Annotated in this window: 15 protein-coding genes and 1 tRNA gene; 12 read left to right on the forward strand and 4 right to left on the reverse strand. The window is 66.2% G+C overall.

Annotation, left to right across the window (positions count from 1 at the left end; translation table 11 throughout):
• Positions 1–4: 4 nt before the first annotated feature.
• From NZ773_02580 to NZ773_02620, 9 genes are all read left to right on the forward strand, one after another.
• On the forward strand, positions 5–1,303 hold the full coding sequence (locus tag NZ773_02580) for a DUF1501 domain-containing protein (protein ID MCS6800814.1): 1,299 nt from the start codon (positions 5–7) through the stop codon (positions 1,301–1,303).
• On the forward strand, positions 1,300–1,698 hold the full coding sequence (locus NZ773_02585; GenBank protein MCS6800815.1) for a plastocyanin/azurin family copper-binding protein: 399 nt from the start codon (positions 1,300–1,302) through the stop codon (positions 1,696–1,698). The genes NZ773_02580 and NZ773_02585 overlap by 4 nt, the downstream gene beginning before the upstream one ends.
• 47 nt (positions 1,699–1,745) lie before the next feature.
• Entirely contained in the window at positions 1,746–3,299 is a 1,554-nt protein-coding gene (murJ, locus tag NZ773_02590; GenBank protein ID MCS6800816.1) for a murein biosynthesis integral membrane protein MurJ, read from the forward strand.
• An 89-nt stretch (positions 3,300–3,388) separates the two neighbouring features.
• Positions 3,389–4,489: an alanine--glyoxylate aminotransferase family protein gene (locus NZ773_02595; GenBank protein MCS6800817.1), complete on the forward strand. Its 1,101-nt coding sequence runs from the start codon at positions 3,389–3,391 to the stop codon at positions 4,487–4,489.
• Between the two features lie 91 nt (positions 4,490–4,580).
• Positions 4,581–6,155, forward strand: coding sequence for a phosphoglycerate dehydrogenase (gene serA / locus NZ773_02600; GenBank protein ID MCS6800818.1), 1,575 nt, complete (start codon positions 4,581–4,583; stop codon positions 6,153–6,155).
• Positions 6,152–7,159, forward strand: a complete 1,008-nt coding sequence (locus NZ773_02605; GenBank protein MCS6800819.1) for a hypothetical protein — start codon at positions 6,152–6,154, stop codon at positions 7,157–7,159. The genes serA and NZ773_02605 overlap by 4 nt, the downstream gene beginning before the upstream one ends.
• An 8-nt stretch (positions 7,160–7,167) precedes the next feature.
• The gene (locus tag NZ773_02610; protein MCS6800820.1) at positions 7,168–7,884 is read left to right on the forward strand and encodes an HD domain-containing protein; all 717 of its coding nucleotides are present in this window, start codon (positions 7,168–7,170) and stop codon (positions 7,882–7,884) included.
• Positions 7,885–7,999: 115 nt separating this feature from the next.
• On the forward strand, positions 8,000–8,122 hold the full coding sequence (locus NZ773_02615) for a hypothetical protein (GenBank protein ID MCS6800821.1): 123 nt from the start codon (positions 8,000–8,002) through the stop codon (positions 8,120–8,122).
• A complete protein-coding gene (locus NZ773_02620; GenBank protein MCS6800822.1) occupies positions 8,123–8,938 on the forward strand; it encodes an alpha/beta hydrolase in 816 nt (271 codons plus the stop codon). It abuts the gene before it with no gap.
• Here the strand turns inward: NZ773_02620 and NZ773_02625 are convergent.
• Positions 8,909–10,030 carry a VIT1/CCC1 family protein gene (locus NZ773_02625; protein ID MCS6800823.1) on the reverse strand — a complete coding sequence of 374 codons (1,122 nt, stop codon included), beginning with the start codon at positions 10,028–10,030 and terminating at the stop codon, positions 8,909–8,911. The two genes, NZ773_02620 and NZ773_02625, sit on opposite strands and share 30 nt — an antisense overlap.
• A 238-nt stretch (positions 10,031–10,268) precedes the next feature.
• On the opposite strand from NZ773_02625, the gene NZ773_02630 reads away from it, so the two are divergent.
• Genes NZ773_02630 through NZ773_02640 form a run of 3 tightly spaced genes read left to right on the forward strand, consistent with a single transcriptional unit; the run spans position 10,269 to position 12,676 of the window.
• Positions 10,269–10,616 carry a hypothetical protein gene (locus NZ773_02630; protein MCS6800824.1) on the forward strand — a complete coding sequence of 116 codons (348 nt, stop codon included), beginning with the start codon at positions 10,269–10,271 and terminating at the stop codon, positions 10,614–10,616.
• 57 nt (positions 10,617–10,673) lie between these two features.
• Positions 10,674–12,008 carry a GAF domain-containing sensor histidine kinase gene (locus NZ773_02635; protein ID MCS6800825.1) on the forward strand — a complete coding sequence of 445 codons (1,335 nt, stop codon included), beginning with the start codon at positions 10,674–10,676 and terminating at the stop codon, positions 12,006–12,008.
• Positions 12,005–12,676, forward strand: a complete 672-nt coding sequence (locus tag NZ773_02640; protein MCS6800826.1) for a response regulator transcription factor — start codon at positions 12,005–12,007, stop codon at positions 12,674–12,676. The genes NZ773_02635 and NZ773_02640 overlap by 4 nt, the downstream gene beginning before the upstream one ends.
• Positions 12,677–12,999: 323 nt before the next feature.
• On the opposite strand, the gene NZ773_02645 is transcribed toward NZ773_02640, so the two are convergent.
• From NZ773_02645 to tatC, 3 genes are all read right to left on the reverse strand, one after another.
• Positions 13,000–13,094: transfer RNA gene (locus NZ773_02645), tRNA-Sec, on the reverse strand.
• Positions 13,095–13,135: 41 nt separating this feature from the next.
• On the reverse strand, positions 13,136–14,878 hold the full coding sequence (accA, locus tag NZ773_02650) for an acetyl-CoA carboxylase carboxyl transferase subunit alpha (protein MCS6800827.1): 1,743 nt from the start codon (positions 14,876–14,878) through the stop codon (positions 13,136–13,138).
• A 98-nt stretch (positions 14,879–14,976) separates the two neighbouring features.
• The gene (tatC, locus tag NZ773_02655; GenBank protein MCS6800828.1) at positions 14,977–15,750 is read right to left on the reverse strand and encodes a twin-arginine translocase subunit TatC; all 774 of its coding nucleotides are present in this window, start codon (positions 15,748–15,750) and stop codon (positions 14,977–14,979) included.
• Positions 15,751–15,807 lie beyond the last annotated feature (57 nt).

Below are 15,807 nucleotides of genomic sequence, written 5' to 3' on the forward strand. Positions count from 1 at the left end.
TGGGATGCTGCCGTTTAGCCGGCGCGATGTTCTCAAGGGCGGGGCGTCGCTCGTCTCGATCGGCTTGACCGCACCTGCTTTTCTTACCCGCACCGCCGAGTTCGTGGAAGCGGCTACGAGCCCCCTCGCCGCGCGACGGATCCTCGTCGTGATGCAGTGGTCGGGCGGCAACGACGGCCTGAACACCATCGTCCCTATCGGCTACCCCGCCTACTATGCTGCCCGACCCCGGCTCGCTATTCCCGCGGCCGCAACGCTGCCGCTCACGGCCACGCTCGGCTGGCATCCTAGTCTGGCCAAGGTCAAGGCGCGCTACGAACAGCGCCAAGTGGCGATCATCCAGAATGTGGGCTATCCCAACCCGAACCGCTCCCACTTTCGCTCGATGGATATCTGGCATACCGCCGAGCCTGACCGACCAGCAAGCCAAGGATGGCTCGGCAGCTACCTCGCCAACTGCTGCAGCGGCACCGGCGTTCCTGCCTCCGAGCCGGAAGTGAAGGCGTGGAGCGTTGGCTCAACGCTGCCGCTGGCGCTCTGGGTGCGCCATGTCATCGTCCCGACGATCTCGTCGGTCGCGAGTTTCAGCTTCCAAACGGACGGCGCCGCGCCGCCGGCCGAACGGACCCTGCGCACAACAACGCTGAAGAGCATCCTCGAAAGCGCGACCACGACCAGCCCCCGCGCCTATGAGGCGCTGACACGCACCATCTTCAAAGACGCGATGACGACCGCCGAAAAGCTGCAGGCGATCGCCGGTAGCTATACCCCGAAGGAGACATTTCCGAGCCGCGGGTTCGGCCCGCCGCTCCGAACGGTGTGCCAACTGATCCGCGCCGATCTTGGCGCGCGCATTTTCTATGTCCAGAGCGGCGGATTTGACACGCACGCCAATCAGGTGGCGGCGAGCGGCGGCGTGCCGGTGCCGACGGCCGGCGCTCACGCCGACCTTCTCGCCAACTTTGCCGACTCGGTCGAAGCGTTCCTGCGCGAGCTCGAGCACCTTGGCCGGCTGCAGGATGTCGTCATCCTGACCTTCTCCGAGTTCGGACGGCGGCTTCACGACAACGACAGCCTCGGCACTGACCACGGCGCGGCGGCGCCGCTCTTCGTCATCGGCGCGCCGGTGAAGGGCGGGCTCTATGGGACCGATCCCGACTTCACCGCGCTCGACCAAAGCCGCGACATTCGCTTCCAGATCGATTTCCGCTCGGTCTACGCCACCATCATCCGAGACTGGCTTGGGGGCGACCCCGTTGCCGTGCTCGGCGGCACGTTCGCTCCCGTGCCGTTCCTCGCATGAGCCGCCAGTTCAGCCTCCTCCTGCTCTGCGCGGCACTGGCGGGCCTGCTGGCCGTGCCCCCACCTCCAGCCGCGAGCGAGCCCGCTGTGCGCACTGTTGAGATTGTCGTCACGGGACGCGACCGCTGGGCATACCGGCCGTCCTCGCTCGTCATTCAGGCGGGAGAGACCGTGGAGTGGGTCAACCGCGACCCCGACGATGTGCATAACGTTTCGATCCCGGCGCTCGGCTACGACGGCCGGTTTCTCGCCAGAGGAGAAAGCGATCAAATCACGTTCACGCTGCCCGGGCGGTACGACTACTACTGCATTCCGCATCCCGCGATGCGAGGGCAGGTTATCGTTCTGGGCGCGGTCTACCTGCCCTTCGTGACGGCACACCGCTCCGCCCCCTAACCGCGCCGAGGCGCGCCGCCGGAAAGCGGCGTTTTACAATCCCGGCGATGACAGAGCCGTCCCCCTCGCGGGTTGGCCGGCTGGCGCGAGCGGCGCTCACCGTGTCGGTTGGCGGAGCAGTCAGCCGGCTGCTGGGGTTGGGGCGCGAGCAGACGATCGCCGCCCTGTTCGGCCGCAGCGCTGCCACCGATGCCTTCACTGCAGCAAGCCGCATCCCAACGACGACCTACGACCTACTCGTCGGCGGGATGATCTCTGCCGCCTTCGTTCCTGTTCTCTCGAGCGAAGCGGAGCGCGATGAACGAGCGTTCCAGCGCCTTGCGGGACTACTGCTCTCCTTCTTCGGCGCGCTCTTGGCTGCGGCTGTCGCGCTGGTCCTTCTCTTCTCAGCGCCGATTGTCGCCGTCCTGACCCCGTTTTTTGATGCAGAGACCCAAGCGACGACGCTGCACCTGCTGCGGCTGATGACGCCGAGCCTCTTTTTTCTCGGAATGTCGGGGGTGGCGATCGGTATCTTGCAGGCGCGCCGGCAGTTCGGCGCGCCGGCCTTTGGGGCCGCAGTCTTTAACCTCGGGTTCATCGTTGCCGCTTGGGCCTTGCGCGACCACGGGGTCGAGGCGCTGGCGCTCGCCCTTCTCGCTGGCTCGGTCGCCCAGCTTGTCCTTCAAGCCGCTGCCCTCCGCTCGGTCCGGCTGCAGCTTTCCTTCGACTGGCGGACCCCGCAGCTCCGCCGGATCGGCGCGCTCTATCTCCCCGTGCTGCTCGGGCTGATCGTGACGAACACGGGGGTGTACATCGACACTATTCTGGCGTCGAGCCTTCCGCCGGGCGACCTGACCGCGATGCGCTATGCCACCACCTTAACGCAGCTGACGTTAGGGGTGGTCGCCGTCTCGATCGGGACCGCCTATCTTCCCGAACTGTCGCGCATGCCGGCCGCCTCGCCCCAGTACCGCGCCGCCTTGGGAGAAGCGCTGCGCGCTGTCCTGCTGCTCGCTGTGCCGCTGGTCATTGCGCTTGCCGTCCTCCGCGAGCCGGTGATCCGACTGCTGTTCGAGCGCGGCGCCTTTACCAGCAGCGACACGGCGCGCACCGCACTCGCCTACCTCGCGTATGCGCCGGGGACCCCCGCGGCCGCATTGGATCAAATCCTGATCTTCGCCTTCTACGCCCGCCAGGACACCATTCGCCCCGTTCTCGTTGGGGTTGCCTCGGTGGGGATCTATCTTGCCGTCGCGCTGGCGCTCGTCCAGCCATTCGGCATGGTGGGGCTGACCCTCGCCAACTCGGCGCAGTGGATTGGGCATCTTCTCATGATGGCGCTCCTGACGGCGCTGATGCTGCGCGCCCTCCCCCTCCGCGCGAGCATCGTGGCGCTTGGGCGGATCGGGCTGGCGGGGAGCGCCGCCGGGCTGACGTGGTGGCTCGCGGGGTGGGTGCTGCCGGCGGATGCCCTGCTGCTCGTCCCCGCCGTGGTCGTGGCGGGAGCGGCGGGAGGAGCCGTCTATCTCGGGACACTGCTGCTGCTCGGCGCGCCGGAGGCCTCCTTCCTGATCGCGCGCCTGCGTTCCTTCCTTGATCGAGCATTCAGGCGGAAGTAGACTTCTCTTGCCGCCGGCGCGCTGGCGGCGCGAGATCACTGCGTGAACGAAGTCGCCGACCCCCGCTCGACGAATTGGAGGACTGTCCTGTGAATTTACGCATCCCTGGGCCAACGCCGTGTCCCGAAGAAGTGCTGATGGCGATGACCAAGCAGATGGTCGACCACCGGGGTCCCGAGTTCAAGGACATCCTTCTGCGGGTTACGGAGCGCTTGAAGACCTTCTTTCAAACGAAGAACGATGTGGTGACGCTGACGGCTGCCGGCACCGGCGGGCTCGAAGCTGCCATCGTCAATTTCCTCTCTCCTGGCGAGACGGTGCTGGCGGTGTCGATCGGGGTGTTCGGCGACCGTTTCGCCAAGATTGCGGAGACTTACGGCGCGACAGTCAAGCGGCTGCGGTTCGAAGATGGGGAAGCCGCGGACCCCGACCAGATCGCGGCGGCCTTGGCTGCTGACCCGTCGATCCGGGCGGTGACGGTGACGCACAACGAGACCTCGACCGGCGTCACGAACGACCTCGCCGCCATCGCGAAGGTGGTGAAAGCGGCCGACAAGCTGATCCTCGTCGACGCCGTCTCGAGCTTGACCGCCATCGACTTGCCAGTCGACGCGCTCGGCCTCGATGTTGTGGTCTCTGGCTCGCAGAAAGGCTGGATGGTGCCGCCGGGGCTCACCTTTCTCTCGGTCAGCGAGCGCGGCTGGGAAGCCAACGCCAACGCCAAGATGCCGCGCTTTTATCTCGACGTTCGCGAGGCGAAGAAATCGCTCGACAAGGGCCAGACCCCGTGGACGCCGGCAATTTCGGTGTTTTATGCCCTCGATGTCGCACTCGATCTCATGCTCGCCGAAGGGCTGCCCGCGATCTTCGAGCGGCACCGCCGGGTCGCCGAACGAACTCGGGCGGGGGTGAAAGAACTCGGGCTGCGGCTGCTGGCGAAGGATGAACGCTACGCCTCCAACAGCGTCACCGCCGTCTGGGCGCCCGACGGCGTTGAGGTGAAAGCGCTGCGAGCGGCGCTGCGCGAGCGAGGCGTGGTCGTCGCTGGAGGGCAGGGCGCGCTCGACGGCAAGATTTTCCGGATCGGGCATCTTGGCTACGTGCGTGATGCCGATATCGAGGAGACGCTGCACGCCCTGCGCGAGGTGCTGCCGAAAGTAGGCTACTCCGCCGCGGCAGCAACCGCCTAGGTCGAACCGCGCATTCGCCGGGAGGCGGTGCCTCCGCTACGGGGGAAGGCGCGCGACGGCGAGGAGCAAGCCATATCTGCGGGAGAAACGCGTGCGCATTCTGGTTGCCGACCCGATTGCCGAAGAAGGCATCGCTATCCTCCGGAGCGTCGCTGAGGTCGACGTCATCACAAAGCAGACGCCCGAGGAGCTGATCCGCCGCATTGCGGCGTACGACGCCCTCGTTGTGCGCAGCGAGACGAAAGTGACCGCCCCTGTCATCGACGCCGGCGTTCGGCTGCGCGCGATCGGCCGCGCCGGTGTCGGCGTCGACAATATCGATGTGGAGGCGGCAACGCGCAAAGGGATCACCGTCGTCAACGCGCCGACCGGCAATACGATCGCGGCGACCGAGCATACGATCGCGCTGCTCCTCGCTCTTGCCCGCAATGTGCCCCAAGCGCACATGGCGCTGAAAGCCGGCCGCTGGGAGCGCGCCAAGTTTACGGGGGTCGAGGTGCGGAATAAGGTGCTCGGCATCATCGGTCTCGGCAAGATCGGCTCCGAGGTCGCCCGGCGCGCTCTCGGCCTCCAGATGCGGGTTGTCGGCTACGACCCGTTCGTGAGTGAAGATCACGCCCGCAACATCGGGGTCGAGTTCGCTGATTTCGACACCGTGCTGCGGGTCGCCGACTTTCTCACGGTCCATATCCCCCTCTCAAACGAGACCCGCTCGCTGATCGGCGAGGCGCAGCTCGCCAAGATGAAGCCGACAGCGCGCGTGATCAACGTGGCGCGGGGCGGCATCATCGATGAAGACGCGCTCTTCCGTGCGGTGGAAGACGGCCGCATTGCGGGCGCCGCTGTCGACGTCTTCTCCCACGAGCCGACGACGGACAACATCCTCTTCAAGAGCGACAAGATCATCGTCACGCCCCACCTTGGCGCTTCAACGGAAGAGGCCCAAGTGCAAGTGGCGGTCGATGTCGCCGAGCAGATCGTCGACGTCCTGCATGGCCGGCCAGCACGCTACGCCGTCAACCTGCCGCACGTTCCTGCGGAGACCTTGAAAGCGCTGCAGCCGTACCTTCCTCTTGCCGAAGCGCTCGGGGCGATGGCCGCGCAGCTGGCGCGCGGCCAAGTGAGCAGCGTTATGGTGACGTATGAGGGCGAGATCGCCCAGCACGACACTGCCCTCCTGAAAGCAGCCGTGATCAAGGGGCTGTTCCGCGCCTCGAGCGAGGACCAGATCAATCTGGTCAATGCCGCCTTTGTGGCGCGGGAGCGCGGACTGCGGCTCACCGAGCAGAAGACGACCGACTCTGAGAACTACACCAGTCTCATTCGTATCGCTATCGACCGCCAAGGGGAGAAGACGGTTGTGGCGGGCACCGTCTTGCGCGGCGAGCCGCGCGTTGTCCAGATCAACGACCATGACCAGATGGATATCGCTCCGGCGGGAACGATGCTCCTCTGCCACAACACCGATCGCCCGGGGGTGATCGGTCGAGTTGGCACCTTGCTCGGCCAGCGCGACATCAATATCGCGTTCATGAGCGTCGCCCGTGACCATCCGCGCGGCCGCGCCCTGATGATCGTTGGGGTCGATGAGCCGATCTCCGACGAGGTGCTGAACGAGGTGCGCGCCCTCGATGGGATCGACGACGCGGTCGTCGTGAGCTTGTGATCGACGAAACCCGTTCGCCGGACGACCAGCCGGCGCCCCTCAGCCCAACCGAGCAGGCGGCGCCGCTCCTTTCCGCCGCCGAACCCGCCCCGCTCAGCGAGCCAGAGCAAACGGTGCCCCTCGCCGCCTCGTGGCCGGCGCCGAGCAGTTCCTCTTCGCTGCTCTCGACGCCCTCCGCTGAGCCGTCGCCGTCCGAGTGGACTATCTTCGACCCCGCCCAGCCGTCCGAGACCCTGCCGCTTTCGGGCGACATCATCGCGCCGCCCTACCAGCTCTCCGACCGCTATGTTGTCGATGAAGATGGGGAGCTGCTTGAAATCGCCCGCGAAGGACCGCTCAGCCGCTGGTGGAACGGGCTCAGCCGCAACGACCGGCGGTTTTACTTCGGCTCATTCCTCGTCTTCGTCGTCAGCACGTTTCTCTACTGTCTTGGCGTGAGCGCCGTCGTGCTGACGCCGGCGCTGCAGCCGCCGGCGCTGGCGATCGCGCCAACAAGCACCCCAACCGCGACTGCGACCCCTTTCATCGTGGGGCTGACGCCCAGCCCGGCTGAGCCGGTCGGGCCGACCCCCACTTTCGGCGTGCCGATCATTCTCCTGCCGACCGCCACGCCGCGGGTCCTTCCCGAGGACCCCGACCCCACCCCCACGCCGCTGCTTCCCACCGCCACGCCGACCCCCCGCGCCACGCTGCCCGGCCTTCCGCCTCTTCCTTTCTCCACTCCGCTCTCAACACCAGCCTTGCCGCCGGGCGTTCCGACCAGCGCGATCCCTCCCTTCCCGCCAGCAGGAGGAGGAACCACGCCCACCGTTCCTCCAGCGAACGCGACTTTCACGCCTGTTCCTACGACGCCGCGCCTGCCCGCGACGCCCCCGAACGGCAATGCGATCCCAACCTCGACGCCGATCCCGCAGCCAACTCGGACAGTCGCCCCGCCGACCGCGACCGTCACCCCGCTCATCCCCATTCTCCCCGTTCCGGCGTCTCCGACGCCGCGCCCCTAGGAGGTCCCATGGAGCGTCCTCGGATCACCGTTCGCGATGTCGCCGCTTCTCTCGAAATCGACGCGCTGATCACCGGCGCGAACCGCGCGCTCGGCGTCCTCGGCTACACCGAGCACGGACAGCGCCACGCCTCCACGGTAGCGGCGAGCGCGCAGAACCTCCTCCTTCGCCTCGGCTATCCCGAACGGACCGCGGAGCTGGCCGCGATCGCGGGCTATCTCCACGACCTCGGGAATGTCGTCAATCGGCGAGACCACGGCCATTCCACGGGACTGCTTGTCTACGACATCCTGCGCCGGCTTGGGATGCCGGTCGACGAAATCGTGGAAGTGGTAACGGCAGTTGGTCACCATGAAGACGACGGCGCGCCCGTGAGCGAGATCTCTGCAGCCGTCATCATCGCGGATAAAGCCGATGTGCATCGCTCCCGGGTCCGCAATCCCGATCCCCGCACGTTTGATATCCACGACCGGGTCAACTACGCGGTTACGCGCAACGCGATCGACGTGGACCCTGTCCGGCGCGTGATCAAGCTCGACTTGACCGTCGATACAACGATGGTGTCGATCATGGATTTCTTCGAAATCTTCCTCGATCGAATGGTGCTGAGCCGGTCGGCAGCCCAGTTTCTGCAATGCACCCTGCAGCTGATGATCAATGGGGTCGTGCTCGACTCTCGTCATCAAGATCGCGTTGAGGAATACTTCATCCCGCAATTCGAGTAGAGCCGGCAGAAGAAGCCATTCGGTATACTTCTGCCGCAAGGACCAGCGTCACGAGCGCCCGTGCGGCGGGCTTCGCCTTCCGCAGGAAGAACACGGGCAGCGCGAAAGAGGAACCATGACCGGATTGCCGAAGGACCGCGGCCGCAACCTCCTTGCCGCCAAGATCAAGCGTCGCCGCCGGCTGGCGATGCGCCCCCACAAGACCCGCCGCCTGGCGCGGCGTCTCGGCAAGAAATAGGTGCGGCGCGGCTATCTCGCGACCTCAAGCGGACTGATCCACTACCGCACAGCCGGCAGCGGAGAAGAGCGTCTTCTCCTGCTCCACCAGACGCCGCTGTCGAGCGCGGTCTACGACCACCTCCTTCCGCTGTTCGCGGAGCGCTACTGCGTCGTCGCGATCGACACGCCGGGCTACGGCGAATCCGACCCGCCGCCGCCTGGCGGCTGGGGGATCCCCGACTATGCGCGCGCCGTGATCGAGGCGCTCGACGCCCTCGGATGGCAGCGGGCCCACCTCGTCGGCCGCCTGACAGGCTGTTCGGTTGCCGTGGAGGTGGCCGCTGCTGCGCCGGAACGGATCCAGCGGCTGGTGCTCTCTGGCCTGCCGGACTATGACGAGGAGACCCGGCAGGCGAAGCTCGCCGCCCTGAAGTGGACCCCCATGAGACCTGACGGCAGCCAAACGACCGAGCTCTGGCGGTTCCTGCGCGCAACAAATCCGGCGCTTCCGACTGCGGTCATCCACCGAATGCACCTCGGGATTCTGCGCCCTGGGCCGCGCAACGAAGAGGCACATCGCGCCGTTTTTCGCTACGACCCCAAAACGCGCATCCCTGCGATCGAAGCGCCGACCCTCCTGCTCTATGGCGAGCGGGATTACTTTCTCGATCGGATTGAGACCCTTCGCCCGCTCTTTAGGCGAGCGCAGCTCCAATTCATTCCCGGCGGACAGCAGCTTATCTTCGAGAACCCCGTGGGGTTTGCCGGGGCGGTGCTGGACTTTCTCGCCCGGCCGCTCGCCCCCTCACAGCCCGAGCCCCACACCGACCAGTGAGCCGATCCCGAATGTGATCGCCGCCGCCACAGCGCCAAACAGTACTTGGCGCAGCCCCGAATACCAAATACTGCGCCCCGTAAACAGCGTGATCCCAGCGCCGATGACAAACAGGCCGACAGCGCTCGCTATAGCGCTCAGCGCGACCGCGGTGAGGCCATTCGCGAAGAGGAACCCAAAGAGCGGGATCACCGCGCCGATGGCGAACAACAAGAACGAAGCGCCGGCCGCCACCCACGCCGATCCTCCCAGCTCTTCTGGGTCGATGCCCAGCTCCTCTCGCGAAAGGGTCTCCAGCGCCGTTTCCGGTGCGGCAACGATCGACTGCGCAAGCCGCTCCGCCTGCTCGCGCGGGATGCCTTTTGCCTGGTAGATCAACGCCAGTTCAGCAGCTTCTTCCTCAGGAGAAACCTCCAGTTCTTCCCGCTCGATGGCGATCTGGCGGGAATACAGTTCGCGCGCGCTCTGGACGGAGAGCCATTCGCCGAGTGCCATCGACAGCGCCCCGGCAAGAAGGCCGGCAAAGCCGGCGACCAAGACCGAGGATGACTCGAGCGTCGCGCCGGCAACCCCCATAACGAGACTGAAGTTCGAGACCAGCCCATCGTTCGCGCCGAGAACCGCAGCGCGGAGGGCGTTCCCGCCGGCGGAGCGGTGCCGCCCTTCCAGCAGCGCCACCGCCGGACCGCCGAGCCCGCCCGGCGCTGTCAGCGTCCGAAACACGTGGAAATGCGTTCGTTCCTGCGCCGGCATACCGGCAGCGCGCGCCTCAGGCTGATGAAGATAGCTCCTGCCGGCATCCTGCTCCGATGTGAGCAACATCGGCACCACGGCGCCCGCGCCGAAGCGCTTCGCCAACCAAGCGATCAGCCGCGCGCGCCAGCGCATCCCCGGCGGCGGAAGCGGTTCACCAAGCTCGCGCAGGCGCGCTTCCCAGACGGCGGCGTGGCGGTCTTCCATCTCCGCCAGTTGCCGATAAACCGAGGCAAGATTAGGGTCTTTCTCCGCCTCAGCAAGCTGACGATAGAGCGCTGCTGCCTCGCGCTCTTCAAGATAGTTGGTGCGATAGCGTTCGGCAGCCGAATTGGGCATGCTGTTTCTCCCACAGTGAAAATGGAGAAGGGATCAAGGATAACCGCCTTCCCTGCGTTGGCACCACTGGCGCTCGGGAAAAACAGTGCCGCCGGATCGCTGCGCGCCAAGAACAGGCCAGTTGGCCTATCGGCGCCAGTCGCATCGGCACCAGCAGGAACCGCTCGCTTTCGGTACGGTTCTGCACAAAGAGATCGATTGCCGACACGCTGCCACTCAAGAGGGCGAGAGGAGGCAGATGACGACTATAGCCGTGCTTCCTCCGGCGAACGAATTAGGTGACCGTGTCGATTGGTGGCTGAGCCGTGAGCACCAAGTGACCCGCTGCCTTGACAGCCGCGCGCCGCTGACGATCTATATCGTCAATCAGGATCCCGCTCACGACCATGCTCTGATCGCCTCAATTCGACGAGCATCGCCGCAGGGATGGCTGATCGTGACGGGCGACGCGGACCAAGCGCCGCGGTGGGTGGCCCGCCTCGCCTCGCGCGATCGGCACGTCGTTGCGGTTTTCCCCGCCGCGCCCGCTGTTCTCCAAGTGACCGTGCGCTCGATCCTCAACCGCGAACCGACACCCTCGGCATAAGCGCCTGCTGCCGCGTACAATCGAGCGAACACCTGCTTCGCCGGAGGGGATGGCGGCGTGGACGCGCGGTTCCGTCAGTTGACTACTGTCGTCCTCCCGATCGCCTTTGTCGCGGGCCTCATCGCCGCTGACCGATTCGTGATCGCGCCGTGGATTCCCGGCTGGCTCTCCCTCCTGCTCACGCTTGCCATTGCTGGGGTCGGGGTCGTTACGTTCAACGGCATCATCATGAAGCGGCTCGACGCTTCGCAGCAGCGGATTATCACCCAGAACCGGCAGCTGGCCGCCCTTGACGAAGCGAGCATCGTGATCGCGTCGGAGCTTTCACTGGAGCGCGTGCTCCAGCGGATTGTCGACATCGTCCGCGAACTGTCGGGCGCGCGCTACGCTGCTCTCGGCATTCTTGGCCCCGACGGTTTTCTGACAGACTTGATCACCTCCGGCTTGACGCCAGCCGAGCGCGCCGCGATCGGGTCGCTTCCCCGGAACCATGGCATCCTTGGAACGATGCTGCGCGAGGGGCAGCCGGTCCGGGTCCCCAACCTTGCCGCAGAGCCGCGACGAACAGGGTTTCCGCCGAATCATCCGCCGATGTCGAAGCTGATGGGCGTGCCGATCGTCAGCGGGAGCACGGTTATCGGCAACCTCTATCTCGCCGATAAGGTCGACGGCAGCGAGTTTACCGACGACGACGAGCGCCTCATCGTCCTGCTCGCCGCTCACGCCGCGGTCGCGATCGAAAACGCTCGCCTTCACCAGCAGGTACAGCGCCTCGCCGCCTCCGAAGAGCGGAACCGCATCGCTCGCGAACTGCACGACGGGACGATCCAGTCGATCTATGGCGTCAATCTCGTCCTCGAGGATGCACAGGACCTGCTCAGAAGCGACCCGGCGGCTGCTTCCGCTCGGCTTGACGAAGCGATCGAGGCGCTGAATGCGATAATCCTCGAGATTCGCGGCTACATTCACAATCTCCGCTCGATGCTGGAGCCAAGCAGCCTCACTGAGATGATCGCGGACCTTGTCGCCAGCCATCGGCGCACAACGGGGGTCGACATTCAGTTCTCGGCAGAAGGGCAGCTTCCGCTCGACTCCGATGCTCCTTGGCATGTGCTGCAACTGGTGCGCGAAGCGCTCTCCAACATCGCCCGCCATGCCGACGCGAAGCGGGTGGCGATCCGCCTCGCGCGCCGAGACGATGCGATGACCATCGTGATCGAGGACGATGGCCGCGGTTTCGACCCTGCCGCGCCGAACCGGGTGGGGAATGGCCTGCGCAATATGCGCGAGCGCGCCGCCGCCGTCGGGGGAGCCCTGCAGATCGAGAGCGCCCCGGGAGCGGGGACCCGACTCGTGGTGACCATACCGATTGCCCAAGGAGTGCGAGCGTGACCGAGAACACGGCGCCGATCCGGATCATGATCGTTGACGACCATGAAGTTGTCCGCCAAGGCCTGAAGACGCTCCTCGAACGGCGGGAGCGTCTCGCCGTCGTCGCCGAGGCGGGCAGCGTTCAGGAGGCAGTGCGCGAGGCGCTCCGGACAGAACCGGATGTCATTGTGATGGATGTTCGTCTTCCCGATGGGACGGGCGTCGAAGCCTGCCGCGAGATCCGCGCCGAGCGGCCGGGGACGAAGGTGCTCATGCTCACCTCCTACGCCGATGAGGAGGCCGTCTTCGCCTCGCTCATGGCGGGAGCGTCCGGGTACCTGCTGAAGCAGACCCGCGCTCGCGAACTGGTAAGCGCGATCGAGACAGTAGCAACGGGCGGCTCGCTCCTCGACCCCGGCGTCGCCGAGCGCGCGCTGCAGCGGATCCGGGCCGTCGCCGCCGGCGAGCGCACTCCGGAGGAGCGTCAGCTCGAGACGCTGACGGAACAGGAGCGCCGCATTCTTCCGCTCATCGCGCAGGGCAAGACCAATAAAGAGATCGCCAACGAGCTTATCCTCTCCGACAAAACCGTGAAAAACTACGTCTCGTCGATCTTGAGCAAGCTTGGCCTGACGCGGCGTTCCCAAGCCGCCGCCTTCGCCGCGAAGCAGCTGTCGCAGCAGCGCTAGCAGGCGAGGACGCTGCCGGCCGCGGAGCGCGCTCGCGCCGGACCACCCCTCTCGCGCTTGGCCTGCTACGCTGCACTGCTGCAACCTCACCGCGTCGAGGAGCCCCCCGGCGCGGCGAGAGGTGCGACCGTCTCTCTACTTGTGAGCGACGGCCGCTCTTGCTGCCCGCATCCGCTGCCGACGAGCGCAGCGCACGCTAGGGCATCGGGTCGGCTGGCGGCCGAGCGCTGCAGCATCGGCCGGCGTCGGCTGCGGCATCAGCGGTGCGGGCTCCCGCTTGCTCGGCCTGAGAGCGCCGGCTGCGGGAAGAACGGAGAGAGAACCGAGAGCGCGAGGGAGTCGAACCCTCCCCCGACGACGCGGGCCGCCGGGCAACGGTTTTGAAGACCGCGAGGACCACCGGGCCCCATCCGCTCCCGCGACGATCCTAGCAGATGACAGGCACAGCCAACGGGGCGCTCACTCCCCTCGCGGGGCGCTCTCGCTCCGAGGAAGAGACGATGCCGCCTCGCCCATGGTCCGGAACTTCTTGTAGCGACGCGCCAGCAGTTTGTCGATCGGCTGGCGCTGCAGTTCGACCAACTCGTGGACGAGGGCGCTCTTGAGGAGATGAGCAGCCGCTTCCGGGTCGTGATGGGCGCCCCCAACCGGCTCGGAGACGAGCGCATCAACGACGCCGAACGCGCGGCAGTCACGCGCCGTAATCCGGAGCGCGCTCGCCAGCTCTTCGGCACGGGAAGGATCGTGATAGAGGATGGCTGCGGCGCCTTCCGGAGCGATCACCGAATAGATCGCATTCTCCTGCATCAGGACGCGGTCGGCCACTCCGAGGGCGAGCGCTCCCCCGCTGCCACCCTCGCCGATGATTGCGGAGACGATGGGGGTGGGCAGTTCGACCATCGTGGCGAGACAGAGAGCGAGCGCCCCGGCCAGCCCGCGCTCTTCGGATTCGAGGCCGGGGTAGGCGCCGGGCGTATCGATCAGGGTGACCAGCGGCAGCCGGAGCTTGGCGGCAAGCAGCATCAGCCGACGCGCCTTCCGGTAGCCCTCGGGGCGAGCGCGGCCCTCATTGCGGTCGACTGGATCGCCCGGATGGCCCCGTTCGTGTCCGACGATGACCACCGGCTGACCTGCCAGTTCCGCAAGCCCGCCGACGATCGCAGGATCGTCGCCGAAAACCCGGTCGCCGTGCAGTTCGACGAACCCCGTCGTCATCAGCCGGATGTAGTCGAGCGTGGTCGGTCGGCGATTATGCCGTGCGAGCTGCACCGTCTCCCAGGCCGTCTCGCCGGCTCTCGGCGCGACTGTCGAGAGCGCCGCCTCTTCTGTCGCCGTGAGGCGATAGGGGGAGTCAACAAGGTTGAGGAGCTGCGCTACCAGCCCGCGAAGCTTGGCGCGGTCGACGATCTGGTCAAGCTGGCCATGACGGAGGAGAAACTCCGGCCGCTGCGCGCCCGGCGGCAAGCGCTGCCCGATGGTGCTTTCGATGACGCGAGGCCCGGCAAAACCGATCAGCGCTCCCGGTTCGGCAAGCGTAATGTCGCCGAGGCTGGCGAAGGAGGCGTAAATCCCGCCCATCGTCGGGTCGGTCAGGACGCTAATGAACGGCAAGCCGGCGCTGTGGTGGCGTTTGGCCGCCGCGACCGTCTTGGCCATCTGCATCAGCGAGAGAATGCCTTCCTGCATCCGCGCGCCGCCGCTCGTGACGATGAGAACGATCGGCAGCTTCTCGCGGGTCGCCTGCTCGAAGGCGCGGGCGATTTTTTCGCCCGTCGCGGCGCCCATCGAGCCGCCGAGAAAATCGAAGTCGAGCGCGCCGAGGACCACCGCGTGGCCGGCAATCCGGCAGACGCCGGTGAGAACGGCTTCTGCTAAGCCGGTCCGGCGCTGCGCGTCAACCAGCCGCTCTCGATACGGCAGCTTATCGGAGAAGGCGAGCGGATCGCCGCTGCGCAGTCCGCGGTTGATCTCGCGGAAGGTGTTCGGGTCGGCCAGCAGATCAACGCGTTCGCGGGCGGAGAGGGCGAAGTGGTGCCGGCACGATGCGCAGACGCGCAGCCGCCGATATTCGATATCGCTTGTCAAGTTCGCCCCACAGGAAGGACAGGTGTCGAGCGTTGCTGCGCTCGGCTCGCCCGCCGGCGGCTCGTCCTCCCGTCGCGCTGGACCGAACCGCGTCAAGAACTCTGGCCATCGCAACATCGGCGTCGTCCCCCTTGGACCGCCCTTTTTGAGGATAGCATGGGACCAAGTAGCCCACGACCCCTTCGCGAGGCAGTTCGCCAAGCGCAAACCGAGCGTTAACGTCTGCCGAATATGCGGACGAGCTGAGCGCCGACTTCGAACAGCACCATCAGCGGCAGCGCCACGAGGGTCTGGTTTACGGGGTCGAACGTTGGGGTGATGAGCGCGGCAACCACCCAGGCGCCGACGATGGCGTACTTGCGAAGGCGGCTGATCTGGGAATAGCGGATGATGCCGAGACGCCCGAGGATCAGCATGAAGATCGGGGTCTCGAAGGAAAAGCCGATCCAGAGCAGCAGGCGGACCACGAGGTCGATGTAGCTCGACACTTTAATGTAGGGCTGCCCGATCTGATAGTCGACGCCGAAGGTCAAGAGAAACTGGATCGCGGGAGGAAGGAGAACGAAATAGCCGAAGATGACGCCCGCAAGGAAGCTGAGGGTCGCGAAGGGGAGGAAGGTGTAGAGAAGCCGCTTCTCATGCGGGAGCAGCCCCGGCGCGACGAACATCACTGTCTGGTAGACATGCATCGGGAAGGAGAGGACCAAGCCGCTCAGCAAGGCGACCTTGATGTACACGGCGAAGGCCTCGGTCGGCTCGGTGGTGATCAGGACAACCGCCGGCTGGCCGTTCGCTGTCTGCGCGGCGAGCAAGTCGCCGAGGGGCCGGCGCAGCACGTCGAGGATCTGGCTGACGAGGAGAGCGGCGACTGCGGTCGCTGCGACTAGGGAGCCGAGAGACCAGAGAATGCGCGTGCGGAGCTCCGCGAGGTGCTCCACAATGGTCATGCGGCGCTCGGGGTTGTCGTCGACGCGGTGCAGTATCGCCATCGGGCTGGGCGCTCCTCGCCAATTCTACCCGGTGGAGGAGACAAAAAAAGCCCGCCC

The sequence above is a fragment of the Dehalococcoidia bacterium genome (genome assembly GCA_025054935.1).
In the GTDB taxonomy this organism is placed as follows: Bacteria; Chloroflexota; Dehalococcoidia; order SpSt-223; family SpSt-223; genus JANWZD01.

Coding starts and splice junctions, on each gene's coding strand:
- NZ773_02630 (MCS6800824.1), top strand. CDS start 10,269: ATGACGACTATAGCCGTGCTTCCTCCGGCGAACGAATTAGGTGACCGT.
- accA (MCS6800827.1), bottom strand. CDS start 14,878: ATGTTGCGATGGCCAGAGTTCTTGACGCGGTTCGGTCCAGCGCGACGG.
- NZ773_02615 (MCS6800821.1), top strand. CDS start 8,000: ATGACCGGATTGCCGAAGGACCGCGGCCGCAACCTCCTTGCCGCCAAG.
- NZ773_02625 (MCS6800823.1), bottom strand. CDS start 10,030: ATGCCCAATTCGGCTGCCGAACGCTATCGCACCAACTATCTTGAAGAG.
- murJ (MCS6800816.1), top strand. CDS start 1,746: ATGACAGAGCCGTCCCCCTCGCGGGTTGGCCGGCTGGCGCGAGCGGCG.
- tatC (MCS6800828.1), bottom strand. CDS start 15,750: ATGGCGATACTGCACCGCGTCGACGACAACCCCGAGCGCCGCATGACC.
- NZ773_02585 (MCS6800815.1), top strand. CDS start 1,300: ATGAGCCGCCAGTTCAGCCTCCTCCTGCTCTGCGCGGCACTGGCGGGC.
- NZ773_02580 (MCS6800814.1), top strand. CDS start 5: ATGCTGCCGTTTAGCCGGCGCGATGTTCTCAAGGGCGGGGCGTCGCTC.
- NZ773_02610 (MCS6800820.1), top strand. CDS start 7,168: ATGGAGCGTCCTCGGATCACCGTTCGCGATGTCGCCGCTTCTCTCGAA.